Annotated in this window: 6 protein-coding genes; 5 read left to right on the top strand and 1 reads right to left on the bottom strand. The window is 73.3% G+C overall.

Going from position 1 to position 17,774, the window contains the following annotated elements; all coding sequences use genetic code 11:
• On the bottom strand, positions 1-3,804 hold a 3,804-nt coding region (locus ACFVVU_RS38605; RefSeq protein WP_387794496.1), incomplete at its 3' end, for a hypothetical protein.
• A gap of 380 nt (positions 3,805-4,184) precedes the next feature.
• Between ACFVVU_RS38605 and ACFVVU_RS38600 the strand changes: the two genes are divergently transcribed.
• The 5 genes from ACFVVU_RS38600 to ACFVVU_RS38580 form a co-directional block, all read left to right on the top strand.
• On the top strand, positions 4,185-4,700 hold the full coding sequence (locus ACFVVU_RS38600; RefSeq protein ID WP_380687768.1) for a hypothetical protein: 516 nt from the start codon (positions 4,185-4,187) through the stop codon (positions 4,698-4,700).
• Positions 4,701-5,084: 384 nt separating this feature from the next.
• A complete protein-coding gene (locus ACFVVU_RS38595; protein WP_387794495.1) occupies positions 5,085-6,275 on the top strand; it encodes a serine hydrolase domain-containing protein in 1,191 nt (396 codons plus the stop codon).
• An 850-nt stretch (positions 6,276-7,125) separates the two neighbouring features.
• Positions 7,126-10,602, top strand: coding sequence for a beta-ketoacyl synthase N-terminal-like domain-containing protein (locus ACFVVU_RS38590; RefSeq protein WP_387794493.1), 3,477 nt, complete (start codon positions 7,126-7,128; stop codon positions 10,600-10,602).
• 17 nt (positions 10,603-10,619) lie between these two features.
• Entirely contained in the window at positions 10,620-17,120 is a 6,501-nt protein-coding gene (locus ACFVVU_RS38585; RefSeq protein ID WP_387794491.1) for an acyltransferase domain-containing protein, read from the top strand.
• Positions 17,107-17,774 (top strand): beta-ketoacyl synthase N-terminal-like domain-containing protein (locus ACFVVU_RS38580; RefSeq protein ID WP_387794490.1); only part of this gene is annotated, 668 nt, incomplete at its 3' end. The genes ACFVVU_RS38585 and ACFVVU_RS38580, both read left to right, overlap by 14 nt.

Genomic DNA, 17,774 nt, shown 5'->3' with positions numbered 1-17,774 from the left:
CCCGGTGACCGGGACCGTGCCCGTGTTGGTCACGGTGATCCGCCAGTACGCGGTGTTCCCGGACGGGATCGTGGTGGCCTTCGCCCACGGACCCGCACCACCCTCGACACAGTCGGCCGCGTTGGTCGAGGTGCAGACCTCCTTGTTGATGCTCACCGACGGAACAACCGCCGGCACATCGACCGTCGCCTCCGACGGCGGCGTCGTGATCGGACCACTCGGACCCGGGAAGGTGGCCGTCACCGTGTTGACGGTGTGCTGCGTGACGTTCGCCAGGTCACAGAACACCTGGTGAGAAGCACCCACCGCGAGATCGAACGTCCCCGCAGCCGTCACACACGACGGCGAAACACTGTCCGTCAGCGTGATCCCCGTGACCGGGACCGTGCCCGTGTTCGTCACCGTGATCCGCCAGTACGCCGTGCTCCCGGACGGGATCGTGGTGGCCTTCGCCCACGGACCCGCACCACCCTCGACACAGTCAGCGACGTTCGTCGAGGTGCAGACCTCCTTGTTGATGCTCACCGACGGAACAACCGCCGGCACGTCGACCGTCGCCTCCGACGGCAGGGTCGTGATCGGACCGTCCGGACTCGGGGCGGTCGCCGTCACGGTGTTCACCGTGTGCTGCGTGACGTTCGCCAGGTCACAGAACACCTGACGCGACGCACCGACCGCGAGGTCGAACGTGCCGGCGGCCGTCACGCACGACGGCGAGACGCTGTCCGTCAGCGTGATCCCCGTGACCGGAATCGTCCCGATGTTGGTCACGGTGATCCGCCAGTACGCCGTGCTCCCGGACGGGATCGTGGCGGCCTTCGCCCACGGACCCGCACCACCCTCGACACAGTCGGCCGCGTTGGTCGAGGTGCAGACCTCCTTGTTGATGGTCAGCTCCGGCAGCGGAGGCGGCGTCACCTCCACCGTCGCCTCCGACGGCGGCGTCGTGATCACCTCCCCGGCAGGACCGGGGAACGATGCCGTGACCGTGTTGATGGTGTGCTGCGTGACGTTCGTCAGATCACAGAACACCTGCTGAGAAGCGCCCGCCGCGAGATCGAAGGTCCCCGCAGCGGTCACACACGACGGCGAGACACTGTCCGCCAGCGTGATCCCGTTCACCGGAACGGTCCCGGTGTTGGTCACCGTGATCCGCCAGTACGCGGTGCTCCCGGCCACGACCGTGGTGCCCTTCGCCCACGGACCCGCGCCACCCTCGACACAGTCAGCGGCGTTCGTCGAGGTGCAGACCTCCTTGTTGATCTCCAGCGACTGCACGTCCGCCGTCGCCTCGGACGGAGGCGTGGTGATGATCTCCCCACCCGGACCGGGGAAGGAGGCCGTCACGAGGTTCACCGTGTGCTGGGTGATGTTCGGCAGGTCGCAGAACACCTGATGGGACGCCCCCACCGCGAGATCGAAGGTCCCTGCGGCGGTCACGCAGGACGGCGAGACGCTGTCCGTCAGCGTGATCCCGGTGATCGGGACCGCACTGGTGTTGGTCACCGTGATCCGCCAGTAGGCGGTACCGCCGGGTACGAGCGTCGCGTTCTTCGCCCATGGACCCGGGCCACCACTCACGCAGTCGGCGGCGTTCGCCGAGGTGCAGATCTCCTTGTTGATCTCCAGCTTCGGGGCGCACTCCGGGCCCGGGGTCACCTCGAAGGTGACGATGTTGGAGGTGACGGGGATCCCGCCATTGGTGACGGCGTAGGCCTCGTTGGAGATCGAGGTGACGGAGCAGTCCGGGGTCACCTTGGTCTCGTAGCAGATCTGCGGGGCGTCGCCGACGAAGGTCACCTGCATCAGCGGCTGGTTGCCCGGGGTGAAGGACGAGCCGTTGACGAGGTCGATGTTGCCGATCACCTGGATCGGTTGGTCCGCGATCGGGACGGAGGAGATGTCCGCCGTGCCCGTGGCCGGGTCGAACGGGAACGTGCCGATCGGGGTGCCGCCGGCGGTCAGCACGGTCACCGTGGAGTTGACGAAATCGACGGTCGTCGGATCGATGTTGAACAGACTGACCGTCCCGTAGGACCTGACGTGCCCGGTCGCCCCGTCGCAGTAGTACGCCGACGGGTTGATGGTGCTCTGCGCCTTGGTCTTGAGGCAGGGCGAGGCACCGGTGATCGGGTCGATGGAGAACAGGACGCCGACGTCGCCGAGGCTGTACTTGCACTGGCCGTCGTAGGCGAAGCCGTACGGGCTGGTGTTGCCGCCGTTGACGTTGGGCGGGCCGTTGACGACGCCGTTGGTGCCGTACTGGGAGCAGGGGGCCTGGGTGTTCCAGTCGTAGCAGAACTCGGAGCTGTTCAGGGTCGGAGTGTTGCCCTGGTAGATCCAGAACGGGAACTCGGTCTCCAGGTGCCCGTTGGGGGCGGTAATGGTCAGCGGGACCTGGTAGTTGGCTTCGCCGGGGGCGACGTTGGTGCTGACCAGGGCCTGCAGGCCGGGGGGCGCGGCGATCGGGTCGCCGGCGAAGTCGAAGCAGACGACGGTGCCGACCGGCGGGGTGACCCGCCCTTCGACGCCGCCCACCACGGTGCAGACGCCGATGGCCGTGCCCGAGGAGTTGTAGATCGCGAAGACGTTGTCGACCCGGGCGGGGTCGACGCCGAGGGGGGTGACCACGATCTTGGGGACGGTCCAGCCGGCGCAGGCGAGGCCGGTCGCCGGGTCGAAGCAGCCCATCAACGACGGCAGCGGAGCCCGCTGGTTGTCGGTCACGTAGACCTTGCCGTTGATGACCGTCATGGTGCCGACGTAGTCACCGGGGAAGCCGCCCTGACCCTCGTTCGGGGGCAGACCGATCTCGAAGGTGCCGCAGGGGGCGTTGGCGGCGCGGTCGTAGCAGAGGATCTCGCCGGTGCCGGAGACGACGTAGTCGAACCCGCCGGGGACCTCGACCACACCGCCGATGACCGTGCCGAGGCCCTCCTGGAGCGGGGTGAAGCCGCAGCTGGCCTGGGCCTGGAGGTCGATGCAGCCGATGCCGATGAGCGCGGGGGTGACCCGGCTGACGGCGGCGTAGTACAGCTTGGAGCCGGACTGCACGTAGGTCGGGGTCCGGGTGCTGCCGAGGTCCCCGGTGGTGCCGTTGGGCACCGAGGAGTTCAGCGGCTGGGGCCAGCTGGCGGGCGCGCCGCTCGGGGTCGGGCAGGGGCCGCTGGTCGACAGGTCGGTGCAGACGACGCTGGCCGGGCTCGCGAACCCGTGGTGGTAGATGTTCCAGGCCTCGGGCGTGGCGACGCCGTTGATGGTGGCGGTGTAGAGGATGGGCGTGAAGCCGTCGCCGCCGGTGGCCGTGTTGACCGGGGTGAGGGGCGCCGGGATCGGGACCACCTCGCCGGTGGCCGGTGCGGAGAGCCTCGGGTTGGTCGCCTGGACGACGTTGGTGGCCGGGCCCTGGTCGGTGGTGGAGAAGGTGGCGCCGCCGTCGGTGGACCACTGCCTGGTGAAGCCCGGCGGCGCCTGGAGCGTGTCGGGCACGTAGATCTGGGACTCCGGGGCGCTTCCCGGGCCGCCCTGGATGGGGTCGGTGACGGTGGTGGAGACCGGCACGTTGTCCGGGTTGGTGGCGGAGACGACCCAGCGGATGACGTCGCCGTGGGTGGTGGTGGTCGTGCTGCCGGTGGTGAGGTCGGTGCCGGTCTTCTCCAGGGTCACCGGCAGCTGACGGCCCTGCCGGTCTCCCTGACGGTCCGACGGGTGCGCCGCGGCGGGCCGGTCGGTCACCGCGGCGGCGTGGCCGACGGCGAGGGCCGGGGTGGTCAGCGACGCGACGGCGGCGGCGAAGGCCGCCACCAGGGTGACGAGCCGGCCCGGTGGTCGGTGGGCGGAGCGTCCGTCAGGTCTGGAACCCGGGGCCGGGGGTGTGGGCGGACAACGCGTCATCAGAGGTCCTTTCGACCCTGCGCTCATGTTCGGGGGATGGCGGGGAAGGGAAGCCAGAGAGCACAGTTCGATTTGATGATGTTCTGACGAGACGTCCGATTTGTATGACAAAGGCCAGGTTCACTCTGCGGCCACCCAGGAGCACTCAGACGGATGCCAGGACTTGACGGAAAGATGGCCAGACCGAGCAACTGTCACCGCGCGTGACCGGATCTCCGCATGCCGAATGTCCGGCGGCGGCGACGCCATCCGGCTTGCACATGGCGCCACGATGGTGCCACTATGACGCCATGGACCTCACTCCGTATGTCGAGAATCTGCGTCGCGAACTCGCGGTGGCCGCCGAGGCCGGCGGGGAGGATGCGCGCGCGCTGGCCGAGCGGCTCACCGCACCGCTGGAGGCGGCGGCCCGGCTGACCATGCTCAACGTGCTCTCCGCCGCGTCGGACGAGATCACCCGCGAGCTCGCCCCGGGCTCGGTCGACGTACGGCTGCGCGGGCTGGACCCCGACTTCGTGGTGACCCTCCCGCCGGCCGCCGCCGGGCCCGCGGAGCCTGCCGCACCGGTCGAACCGTTCACGGCGCCGGTGCCCGCCGACGGCGAGGAGGGCGCCACCGCCCGCGTCAACCTGCGGCTGCCGGCCCACCTCAAGGCGCGCGCCGAGGAGGCGGCGGGCCGCGAGGGGCTCTCGGTCAACGCCTGGCTGGTGCGGGCGGTGGCGGGTGCGGTGGAAACCGGCGCGCGGCCGCGTCCGACGGGGAAGGTCCAGACCGTCGGCCAGAGCGTGACCGGCTGGGTGCGCTGACCGCGCCACGGGAACGGCCGGAGGCGGTTCACTCTCCACGAGTGAACCGCCTCCGGCCGTTCCGCACGGGCCGGGCCCCACGTGCACCCAGGCCGACGGACGCGACTGCTCGCGCTGCAGCCGGATACCAGTGAGGGAGACGGCCGCCCCCGATCCCGGAGGCGGGCATCCCCTAGGGGATCGGGGCACCACCCCGGGGAACCGGTCGGGGGCCGACCCCTCCCCAAGGCGTAGCCGCCCGGCCGAAGCCGTGCGACTTGATGGGGAGAAGAGGTCGGACCCCGGTCTGACGAACTGCCATCCAGACGCTGGGAGAGTTTCAACCACCTGACAAATGGCGGTAGTTGGAGACACCTTCCGCCCGGCCAAGGGGAGGTTGGCGCAGTGGGGACGTCAAGGAACGGAGCCGTCCGCCTGGCGGCGGTCGCGCTGGCGGGGGCGGGCCTGGTGATCGGCATGGTCCCGGCGGCGCAGGCGCAGGGCACCGCCGGCCCGGTGACGGACGCGGAACGGCGGGTCGACCGGGCGGCGCTGGACGCCGGCCTGCAGGCGGTGGTGGCGCCGGGCGGTGCAACCGCCGCGCTCGGCCGGGTGAGCGAGAGCGGCCGGACCCTCTGGAGGGGCGCGGCCGGAACCGGCGACCTCACCACCGGCGAGCCCGCCTCGGCCCGCGACCGCTTCCGGATCGGCAGCGCCACCAAGACCTTCGTGGCGACGGTCGTCCTCCAGCTGGTCGCGGAGCACCGGATCGGCCTGGACGACCCGGTGGAGAAGCACCTGCCCGGCGTCGTGCACAACGGAGCCGCGATCAGCCTCCGCCAACTGCTCAACCACACCGGCGGCATCTTCAACTACACCTCGGATCCGGCCTTCGCCTACGAGGACGAGGCCTCCTTCCGGACGTGGCTCAGCACCGACCGCTGGAAGTCGTGGACGCCGGCGGAGCTCGTCGCCGTCGCCGAGTCCCACCCGGCGTACTTCCCGCCGGGGCAGGACTGGCACTACTCCAACACCGACTACATCCTGCTCGGCATGCTCATCGAGCAGACCACCGGCCGCAGTTGGCAGCAGGAGGTGGACCGCCGGATCATCCGGCCGCTCGGCCTGCGCGAGACCACGATGCCGGAGAACGACCCCACCGTGCCCGGCCGCCACACCCACGGCTACGCCGGTCTGCCCGACGGCCCGGTGGACATCACGCTGTTCAACCCGAGCATCGCCGGCCCGTCCGGCGCCGGCATCTCCACCACCGCCGACCTCGCCACCTTCATGGCCGCCCTGCTCGGGGGCCGGCTGCTCGGACCCGCCGAGCTCGCCGAGATGAAGCGGACCACGGGCCTCGGCCTCGGCGCCGACTACGGTCTCGGCCTGGAGCGCACACCCACTCCGTGCGGAGACTTCTGGGGCCACCGCGGCGACAGCATCGGCTACAGCAGCGTCATGCTCAGCGACGACACCGGGAAGCGCCAGGTCGTGCTCTCCCGCAACCCGTACGACTCCGGTGGACCGGACGCCTCCGCGGCCGCCTTCACCGCCCTGGTGACCGCCGCGGCCTGCACCGGCCGGACCGCCTAGATTCCCGGAGCGCCCAGATTCCCGGGCCGCCGGGAATTCGCTCAAGTCGCACGGGAGGGCCGGGCCGGAAGCCGTTTCACTGGTCCCCCATTTAATGCCATGGACACGACAGAAATCTCCGTAGTGCACTTGCGGCGTTCGAGCTTGTCATCAACGCGGAGCCGATGACAAGGCCGGGCCCTCTCGGGCATGAGCATATCCCGCGCCGGGCCGGGGCAGAAGGCGTGCGCCGGGCACTGCCCCATGGGGCAGCGACGGTGCGAATTGCCCCGGTGCGGCGCCGTCGAGGCCGGCCCGGAAGCCGGCTACCAGCCCTTTTGATCCGCCGCACCACCGCATCAACGACCTCGTCAACCAGCCGCTTACCGCATGTTTACCGTCTTTCATGTGTCATGAAGTAGGTTCCTGAACGCGCTAGTTGACGCCATGTCATACAAGCTGTCGGCTCGATGTCAATTTCTTGACAGGCCGCAAGTACTGCTCATAGCCTGGCCGCGTCCTGGTTCCGGTACAACGGGGTGAAGATACGTACCGCGGCCTGTGGGCAGCACTTGCTCCGGGTTTCCTTTTTGCTACTTCTGTTTCCGCCAGCAACTTTCCCTGGCCGATTGCACGCAAAGGCGCTTTCGGGATTTCAAGACCCTTCTTCCTGCTTTGATTCACCGGCTCCCGCATGCGGGGCCGTCGTCATGCTGTCCAGAACTGCACGCCGCAGCGCCCGGCAATTTCGGGGGGACCGGGAACGGGCTCCTGCGGCGAACCGTCCGGAATCACCAACATTCATTTGCGCATGGGGGGAGAGCCGATGTCGACGCGCCCAAAATCAGCGGCCAGGACGCTTGTCGAACTCTTGCGGTACCGAGCCGAGCACCAGCCCGACCAGGTCGGATACCGGTTCCTGAGTTTCTCGGGCACCGGGCAGCCGGAGGAATCGCTGCTGACCTGGAGCCGGCTGGACGCCTGGGCACGAGCCGTTGCCGTCACCCTGCGGGCGGAAGGCACCCCGGGAGACCGGGTCCTGATGCTCTGCCCGCCCGGGCTGGACTACGTGGCCTACTTCTTCGGCTGCCTCTACGGCGGATTCGTCCCGGTGCCGGCCTATCCGCCGGGGACGGCCAAGCACGTCGGTCGGGTACAGGCGATCGCCCTCAACTCCGGTGCACGGATCGTTCTCACGGACGAGTCCTCCGGCCTGGCGGACACCGCCCCGGCGATCGGCGACGGCACGGCCGGCGACGGCCTCGTGTCCCCGCTGTCGCGGGCCCGTTGGCTGCCCGCCGACGACCGGGTGCTGGACGGCCGGGAGGACGACTGGAGCGCTCCGCCGCTCACCGGTGAGGACACCGCGTTCCTGCAGTACACCTCGGGTTCGACCGCCACCCCGAAGGGGGTGATCGTCACCCACCGGAACCTGATCGCCAACGCCCGGGCCGCGCAGGAGGCCTTCGGGCTCACCGTCGAGAGCCAGTCCGTGAGCTGGCTCCCGCCGTACCACGACATGGGGCTGATCGGCGGCATCATCTGCCCGCTCCACACCGGCTACACCGTCACCCTGATGGCCCCGGTGTCCTTCGTCCGGGAACCGGCGGTGTGGCTGGAGGCCATCAGCCGCTACCGCGGCACCGTCAGCCCGGCGCCGAACTTCGCCTACCGGATGTGCGTCGAGCGGGTGACGGACGAGGTCAAGGACCGCCTGGACCTGTCGAGTTGGGTCTCGGCGCTGAACGGGGCCGAACCGGTCCAGCCGGAGGTGCTGGACCGGTTCGCGGCGGCCTTCGAGCGCTGCGGATTCCGCCGGACCAGCTTCTACCCGTGCTACGGGCTGGCGGAGAGCACCCTGCTGGTCTCGGGCGCGCGGCCGCAGGGCGATCCGCTGGTGCGCCACGTCTCGAAGCCGGAGCTGGAGCAGGGCCGGATCAGGCCACCTCATGACCTGAACTCGGTTCAGTCGCTGGCGAGTTCGGGCGAAGTCGCGTCGGACACCGAGGTGGCGATCGTGGCCCGGGAACGGGGCGAGGTGCTGCCGCCGGGCGAGGTCGGGGAGATCTGGGTCCGCGGGGAGAGCGTCGCGGCCGGCTACTTCGAGGCGCCGGAGGCGACGGCGGAGACCTTCGGCCTCCGGCTGGCGAACGGCGAGGGTCCGTACCTGCGCACCGGCGACCTCGGGGTGCTGATGGACGGCGAACTGTTCGTCACCGGCCGGGCCACCGATCTGATGATCTTCCGTGGGCGCAACGTCTATCCGCAGGACGTCGAGGCGACCTGCACCGACAGCGATCCTTCGCTCGGGGCGGTCCGGGCCGCGGCCTTCACGGTCGAGGCGGACGGCGAGGACGTGCTGGTCGTCGTCCAGGAACTGCCGCGCGGGAGGGTGAGCGCCGAGCTGGCGAGCGGGCTCACCACGACGATCCGCCGGCGGATCTCCGAGGTGCACCAACTGCAGGTGCACGACGTGGTGCTGGTACCCGCCCGCAAGATCCCCACCACCTCCAGCGGCAAGGTCCAGCGCCGGGCGTGCAAGGCCCAGTACCTGGAGGGTTCGCTGCCCGTGGTCCGTCCGGCGGCCGCCCGCCCGGCCCCCGCCGCCGCCGCGGTCCAGGAAGCGGCCGCGATCCCGGCCCCGACTCCGAACCCGGCCCCGACTCCGAACCCGGCCGCGACTCCGGCCCCGGTCGGGCAACCGGCCGACGGCCGCGCGACGGCCGCCGCGCGGACCAGGACCGCCGCCGAGATCGAGGACCGCCTCAGGGGACTGATCGCCGCCGGCGCCCGGCTCGACCTGCACGAGGTGGCCGCCGACGAGCCGTTCACCTCGTACGGGATCGACTCGATCCAGGCGGTCTCGCTGGCCGGCACGCTCTCCGAGTGGCTCGGGCACCACGTGCCCGACACGCTCGTCTGGGAGCACCCCACGCCGGCCGCCGCGGCCCGCGCCCTGGCCGAGGAACTGCGGGCGGCGAACGCCCTGTTGTCCCCGGACCAGGATCCCGCCGAGGATCTGACCCAGGACCCGGCGCGGACGGCGCCGACGGTCCGGGGCGGGGCCGAGGACGCGATCGCGGTGATCGGGGTGGGGTGCCGGTTCCCGGGCGGGGTGACGGGCGCGGAGGGCTTCTGGGACTTCCTGGCCCGCGGCGGCTCGGGGATCACCGCGATCCCCGAGGACCGCTGGGACATCGAGGAGTTCTTCGACGAGGAGGCCGGCGCACCGGGGCGGATGTACGTGCGCCACGGCGGATTCGTCGACGGCGTCCGGGACTTCGACGCCGGCCTGTTCGGCATCCCGCCGCGTGAGGCGATGGGCATCGACCCGCAGCACCGGCTGGTGCTGGAGGTGGCCTGGGAGGCGCTGGAGCACGCCGGGGTGGCACCCGACTCGCTGCGCGGCAGCCGCACCGGCGTGTTCGTCGGCATGGGCAGCAACGACTTCCAGCGCCTGGGCGCGGGCGACGTGTCGCTGATCGACGCCTACTCGGCGACCGGCAGTTCGGCGAACTTCGGCGCCAACCGGCTCTCCTACGTGCTGGGCCTGGAGGGCCCGAGCATGGTGGTGGACACCGCCTGCTCCTCCTCCCTGGTGGCCCTGCACCTCGCGGTGCAGAGCCTGCGCGCGGGCGAGTGCGAGACGGCCCTGGCCGGCGGCGTCAACGTGATGCTCTCCCCCGACTCCTCGGTGGCCCTGTCCAGCGGCCGGATGCTCTCCGCCCAGGGCCTCTGCCGCACCTTCGACGCCTCCGCCGACGGCTACGTCCGCGGCGAGGGCGCCGGCGTGGTCGTGCTCAAGCGCCTCTCCGACGCCCTCGCCGCCGGTGACGACATCCTCGCCGTCGTCCGCGGCTCCGCCGTGAACCAGGACGGCCGCAGCAACGGTCTCACCGCCCCGAGCGGCCGCGCCCAGGAGGACGTGGTGCGGCGGGCGCTGTCGGCGGCGGGGGTGGCCGCCGCGGAGGTCGGCTTCGTCGAGGCGCACGGGACAGGCACGCCGCTCGGCGACCCGATCGAGGTCCGCGCCCTGGGCCGCGTGCTCGGTGCGGGCCGGGACCCCGGCAGCCCGGTGGCGCTCGGCTCCGTGAAGACCAACATCGGCCACCTGGAGGCGGCGGCGGGCATCGCCGGCTTCATCAAGGCCGTCCTCACGGTCCACCACGGCTGGATCCCCCCGCACCTCAACCTGGTCGAACCCAACCCCCACGTGGAATGGGCCGACCTCCCCGTGGCGGTCCCCACCGTGCTCACCCGCTGGGAACAGGAACGGCGCATCGCCGGAGTCTCCGCCTTCGGATTCGGCGGCACCAACGCACATGTCGTGCTGGAGGGAACGCGATGATCGACAGGAGTGTTGACGTGACGCCAGATGGGTCTGCCGGGCAGCCGGACCCCGACGGCTCCCCCGTCCTGGTGAAGGTGTCGGGAGCGGAGGGCGAGTCCCTCAGGGCGGCGGCGGGACGGCTGGCCGACTTCGTCGCCACGGCCGACGGGGTCACCCCGGAGCAGGTGGCCTGGGCCGCCGGCGTGGGCCGGGCGGACCTCGGCGAGCGGGCGGCCGTGGTCGCCGCGACCAGGACGGAGCTGACGGCGGGCCTTCGCGCGGTGGCCCTGGGCGGCAGCACCACCGGCGTGGTCACCGGCCGCCGGGGCGTCGGCGCCGCACCGCGGGTGGCGTTTGTCGTCCCGGGCCACGGCGCCAAGGTCGCGGGCGTGCTGGAGGGCCTGTACGGCCGGGTGCCGGTGGTGACCGAGACGGTGGACGCGGTGGCCGCGGTGGTCGGCCCGGTCACCGAACTGCCGCTGTCCGCACTGCTGTCGGGCGGCGAGGAGGCACGGCAGGCGCTGGCCGCCACCGAGGTGGCCCAACCCGCGCTCTACACCGCCGCCGTGGCACTGGGGGCGTGGTGGCGCTCGGTCGGCGTGGAGCCGGCCGCCATGGTCGGGCACAGCGTCGGGGCGTACGCGGCGGCCGCGCTCGCCGGGGTGTTCACGGTCGAGGACGGCGCCCGGCTGACCTCCGCGCGAGGGCGGCTGATGGCCGGACTCCCGGAGGGCGGCGCGATGGTGGCGCTCTCGTGCGGGCCGCAGGAGCTGGCCGGGATCGACCGGCTGGTCTCGGGCGAGGTCGAGATCGCGGCGCTCAACGGGCCGCGCGACACCGTGGTCAGCGGCCCGGTGGAGGCCGTCACGGCGGTGGCGGAGGAGCTGGCCGGCCGCGGCGTGCGCGGTGTCCGGCTCGCCGTGCCGCACGCCTTCCACTCCGCCGCCATGGAGCCCGTACTGGCCCGACTGGCCGAGGAGTTCGCCGGACTGACGATGAACCTCCCCGGTCTGCCGCTGGTGTCCGACGCCACCGGTCTGCTCGCGGACGAGGAGATCACCACCGCCGGGTACTGGGTCCGGCACACCCGCGAGCCGGTGCGGTTCGAGCAGGCGATGCGGACCGTGTGGGAGCGGGGCGTGCGGATCCTGGTCGAGCTCGGCACCGGCGGGCTGCTCGGCCCGGCGGCCTCCACCGCGCCCGGCCGCGCGCCGGTCTGCGTCCCGTCGGCGTTCGCCGGCGGCTCCGCGCACCGCGGGCTGCTCGGCTCGCTGGCCCGTCTGTGGACCGAGGGGTGCCCGGTCGACTGGCGGGCGGTCGGCCCGCGCCCGGCCCGCTCGGTGAAGCTGCCCACCTACCCGTTCCAGCGACAGGACTACGGTCCCGCGCCGGCCACCCGCCAGGGCGCCGGCCGGCCCGCGGCCGCACCGCAGGCCCTCCCGGTGCCCCCGGCCGCGCGCCCGGCCGGTCCGGTGCCGCCGGCCGTGCCCGCCGGGGCTCCCGCCGGGCGGTCCGCGTCCGCGCAGCCCGCCCCCGAGGACCTGCTCCGCCGGCTCCAGGAGGAACTGGCCGTCCTGCTGGACCTCGCCGACCCGGACGAACTCGACGCCGAGACCGGACTGTTCGACCTCGGCCTGACCTCGGCGATGGTGGTCGCCCTGCGGGTCCGGCTGGAGGACCTGATCGACCGGGACATCCCGACCACCGCCGTCTTCGACCACCCCACCATCGGCAAGCTGGCCGGCTACCTGGCCGACCGCCGGCTCCGCCAGGCGCCCGCCGCCCCGCGGGCCGCCGCCGCCCGCGCCGCCGAGCCCGGCGACACCGTCCCGCAGCCCGAAGAGGCCGTGCCGCGGCCCGAGGCCACCCCGCCGGCCGCCGAACCGGCCGCCGCGCACTCCGAGCCCATCGCCATCGTCGGCATGGGCTGCCGGCTGCCCGGCGGCGCGAACGACCTGGACGGGTTCTGGCAGTTGCTGCGGGACGGCCGGGACGCGACCGTCGAGGTGCCGGAGGACCGCTGGGACCGGGAGGCGTTCTACGACGCCGACCCGGCCGCCGCCGGCAAGACCTCCACCCGGCGCGGCGGCTTCCTCACCACCCGGGTCGACGAGTTCGACGCCGACGCCTTCGGCATCTCGGCCCGCGAGGCCCGCGGGATGGACCCGCAGCAGCGCCTGCTGCTCGAAGTGGCCTCGGAGGCGCTCGCCGACGCGGGCGTGACCGCCGGCGAGCTCGACGGCTCCCGCACCTCGGTCTACGTCGGCATCAACACCTCCGACTACCTGCAGCTGCTGGTCGCGGAGGGCACCGCCGACGACGGCGCCCACCTGGCGACCGGCAACACCTTCAGCGTCGCGGCCGGCCGGCTGTCCTACCTGCTCGGCGCCCAGGGGCCGAGCCTGGCCGTCGACACGGCCTGCTCCTCGTCCCTGGTGGCGGCCCACCTCGCGGTCCGGAGCCTGCGCTCCGGCGAGTCGGACCTCTCGGTGGTCGCCGGGGTGAACCTGATGCTGGCCCCGGCGACCACGGCCGGGCTCTCCCGGCTGCGGGCGCTCTCGCCCGACGGCCGGTGCAAGACCTTCGACGCCTCGGCGGACGGCTACGGCCGCGGCGAGGGGGCCGGCGTGGTCGTGCTCAAGCGGCTCTCCGACGCGCAGGCGGCCGGGGACCACGTCTGGGCGGTGCTGCGCGGTACGGCGGTGAACCAGGACGGCCGCAGCGCCGGCCTCACCGTCCCCAACGGCCTCGCGCAGCAGGCCGTGATCCGCGACGCGCTGCGCGACGCCGGCACCTCGCCCGACGAGGTGGGCTACGTGGAGGCGCACGGCACCGGGACGGCGCTCGGCGACCCGATGGAGGTCCAGGCGCTGGCCGAGGCGCTGCGGCCCGAGGACGGCGGGGCACCGCCGCTGCTGGTCGGCTCGGCCAAGACCAACGTCGGGCACCTGGAGGCCGCCGCGGGCATCTGCGGGCTGGTCAAGGTGGCCCTCTCGCTGCACCACCGGCAGATCCCGCCGCACCTGCACCTGCGGGACCCGAACCCGCTGGTGGACTGGGCGTCGCTGCCGGTCACCGTGCCGACGGAGCTCACGCCGTGGACCACCGACGGCCGGGACCGGGTCGCCGGGCTCAGCTCCTTCGGCTTCAGCGGCACCAACGCCCATGTGGTGCTCGCGCAGGCTCCCGAGCCGGCCGACCGCCGGACGGACGAAGGGCCGGGCGAACAGGCCGACGAGCGGCCGGAGTTGCTGCTGCTCTCGGCCCGCACCCCCGAGGGCCTGCGGGAGACCGCCGAGGCGTACCGGACGTTCCTGACGGACGACGGGTCCGTCCGGGGCCGCTCGGCCTGGGCCGAGACGGTCCGCACGGCGGCCGTCCGCCGCGACCACTTCGCGGCCCGGATGGCCCTGGTGGCCTCCTCGCCGGCGCGGGCCGCCGAGCAGCTCGACAAGCTGCTGACCGGGGCGCGCCACCAGGTGCGCCAGGGTGTGGTGCCCCGGCCCGCCCGGAGCAGGCTGGTCCTCGTCTACGGCGGCCAGGGCTCCCAGTGGGCCGGCATGGGCCGGAGCCTGCTGACCGACCCGGTGGCCGGGCGGGTGCTGCTGCGCTGCGAGGAGATCGTCCGGGAGCTGGCCGGCTGGTCGCTGCTGGAGCAGCTGGAGGCCCCGCGCGAGGTCTCCCGCCTGGACGACACCGAGGTGACCCAGCCGGCGATCTTCGCGGTGGAGGCGGCGCTCACCGCGCTGTGGCGCTCCTGGGGCGTCGAGCCGGACGCGGTGGTCGGGCACAGCGTCGGGGAGATCGCGGCGGCCGTCGCGGCCGGTGCCTTCGGGCTGGAGGAGGGCCTGCGGATCGCGGTGCTCCGCGGCCGGGTGATGGCCCGCAGCCACGGTCAGGGCCGGATGGCGGTGGTGGGCCTGCCCGTCGCCGAGGTCCGGACGCTGATCGAGCCGTTCGACGGGCGGCTGTTCGTCGCCGCCGTCAACAGCCCGGTCAACACCGTGGTCGGCGGGCTGCCGCAGGAGGTCGCCGCGCTGGAGGCGCTGGTCCGCGGCCGCAAGGCCTTCTGGATGGCGATGCCGGGCGAGTACGCCTTCCACACCCCCGTCCTGGACCCGCTGCGCGGTGAACTCGTCGACGCGCTGGGCCTGCTGACGCCAGCCGGCCGCAGCGTCCCGCTCTACTCCACGGTCACCGGCGAAGCCGCCGCCCCCGACGCGCTGGACGCGCGCTACTGGGCGGACAACATGACGCTGCCGGTCCGTTTCGCCGACGCGCTGCGGGCCGCCGCCGGCGGGGGGAACACCCTGGTGCTGGAGGTCGGCCCGCACGCCGTCCTGTCCACCGCGGTCCGGCAGACCCTGGAGGGCGAGGTCGCCGGCCTCTCCACGGCCGCCTCGATGCGGGCCGGTGTCGAGGCCAGGGCGACCCTGCTGGACGCCGCGGGCGCCCTGCACGTGGCCGGCCGGCCGGTGGACCTGCGGGCCCTGCACGGCGAGGGGCCGAGCGCCGCCGCGCTGCCCGGCTACCGCTGGCAGCGGCAGCGGTACTGGCTGCCGGGCAAGCCGGTGCCGCACGGGCAGGCGCCCGACCCGCTCGCCCAGGACGTGTACGAGGTGGACTGGGAGCGGGTCGAGCCGCCCGTCCTGGAGCCGGGCAGCGCCGCGCGCTCGCAGGGCACCTGGCTGCTGATCGAGGACCAGCACGGGCTGGCCCGCCGGGTCGCCGAGCAGCTCGCCGCCCACGGCGCGCGGGCCAGGGTCCTCACCGTGGCGGAGCCCGGCACGGCCGCGGCCTCCTGCCAGGACGGGCCGGACCGGCTGCGCGAACTGGTCGCCGGGGCGCTGGCCGAGGAACCGTCCGTGCGCGGCCTGGTCCACCTGGGCGCGCTGCACGACGCGGCGGACCCGCGACTGCCCGGCCCGGAGCTGGACGGCGCGCTCGCGCTGGCCTGTGGGCCGCTGCTGTTCGCACCGAAGGTGCTGCGCGCCCGGCCGGGCGCCCCGGCGCCCCAGCTGTGGGTGGTCACCCGCGGCGGCGTCGGCACCGACGGCGCGGCCATGGCGGCCTCGCACGCCCCCGCCTGGGGTCTCGGACGGGCCGTCGGCCTGGAGCACCCGGAGATCTGGGGCGGCCTGGTCGACCTCGACCCGGCCGGTGCCGACCCCGAGCAGGAGGCCGCGGCGATCGCCGCCGAACTGCTCGCCCCCGACGGCGAGGACCAGGTCGCGTACCGCTCGGGCCTGCGCAAGGCGGCCCGGCTGCGCCGGGTGGAGAACCTGCCCGCCGCACCCTCGCCGACGGCGGTCGGCCCTGACGGCTCGTACCTGATCACCGGCGGCCGGGGCATCCTCGGCCTGCGGGTGGCCCGCTGGCTGGCCGGGCGCGGCGCCCGCCACCTGGTGCTGCTGGGCCGTCGGCCCGTCCCCGAGGACGGCCCGGACCTTCCGGAGGCGGACCGTCAGCTGCTGGCGACGCTCGCCGAGCTGAGGGCGGCCGGCGTCAGCGTCCACACCCCGCACGCCGACGTGGCGGACGCCGCCGCGATGGCCGCGGTCTTCGACGCCGCCGCCCCCTGGCCGGCCGTCAAGGGCGTGGTGCACGCGGCCGGACTCTTCGAGCCCCGGGCCGTCGTGGACCTGGACTGGCAGCACTTCCGGGACGTCCTGCGGCCCAAGGTCGAGGGCAGCCTGGTGCTGGACGCGCTCACCGCGGCCGGCGGGGTCGACTTCTTCGTGATGTTCTCCTCCGCCTCCTCGGTCTGGGGCTCCGCGCTCGCGGGCCACTACGTGGCGGCCAACTACTTCCAGGACGTGCTGGCCCACGACCGGGTCAGCCGGGGCCTGCCGGGCCTCGCGATGAACTGGGGCTGGTGGGAGGAGAGCGAGATGGCCGGCCACCACGAGCAGTACTTCGAGTCGATGGGCCTGTACGTCCTCCCGAACGAGACCGGCCTCGCCGCCCTGGGCCGCACCCTGGGCTCCGGGCGCCACCAGCTGACCGTGGCACCGGTGGACTGGGCGAGGTTCCGCCCGGTCATGGAGGCCAAGCGGCGCCGCCCGCTGCTCGCCCACCTGGGCGCCCGGGCCGCGGCCGGCCGGGCCGGCGGCGACGCGATGCTGCTGGGCCGGCTGCGTCAGGCGGAGAGCCGGGCCGCCCGGACCAGGCTGCTGGAGCGGGCGCTGCAGGCCGAGGTCGCGCAGGTCCTCGGCCGGGAGCCGGGCAGCGGGATCGACGCCGACCTCGGCTTCTTCGAGGCCGGGATGGACTCCGTGATGAGCGTCGAACTCAAGTTCCGGCTGGAGCAGTTGGTCGGCGAGGAACTGCCCGGCACGGTCGCCTTCGAGCACCCCACCGTCACCGCGCTCGGCGAGTACCTGCTCGGCGAGGTCCTCGGCCTGGCCGACCCGCTCCCGGAGCAGGGCGCCGAGGTCGACGAGCTGTCGGCGGAACTCGCCCAGCTGTCCGAGTCGGAGCTGCTGGACCTCCTCGAGTCCGAGCTGAACCAGGAGAGCCACCATGACAACAACTGAGGAGCGGACCATGGTCACCCAAGGGGCGGTCGCGCCCGAACGCCAGGAGGTGCTGCGCCGCGCCCTGGTCGAACTCAAGGCCGCGCGCGCCGAGGTGGCGGCCGCCAAGCAGGCCCGTGACGAGCCGGTGGCCGTCGTCGGGGTGGGGTGCCGGTTCCCGGGCGGGGTGACGGGCGCGGAGGACTTCTGGGAGTTCCTGGCCCGCGGCGGCTCGGGGATCACCGCGATCCCCGAGGACCGCTGGGACATCGAGGAGTTCTTCGACGAGGAGGCCGGGGCGCCGGGACGCATGTACGTGCGCCACGGCGGGTTCCTCGACGGTGTGCGGGGCTTCGACGCCGGCCTGTTCGGCATCCCGCCGCGCGAGGCGGCGGGCATCGACCCGCAGCACCGGCTGGTGCTGGAGGTGGCCTGGGAGGCGCTGGAGCACGCCGGGGTGGCACCCGACTCGCTGCGCGGCAGCCGCACCGGCGTGTTCGTCGGCATGGGCAGCAACGACTTCCAGCGCCTGGGCGCCGGCGACGTGTCGCTGATCGACGCCTACTCGGCAACCGGCAGCTCGGCGAACTTCGGCGCCAACCGGCTCTCCTACGTGCTGGGCCTGGAGGGCCCGAGCATGGTGGTGGACACCGCCTGCTCCTCCTCCCTGGTGGC

The organism is Kitasatospora sp. NPDC057965, from assembly GCF_042887135.1.
Lineage (GTDB): Bacteria > Actinomycetota > Actinomycetes > Streptomycetales > Streptomycetaceae > Kitasatospora.
This window is presented reverse-complemented; position numbering and strand designations above follow the sequence as displayed.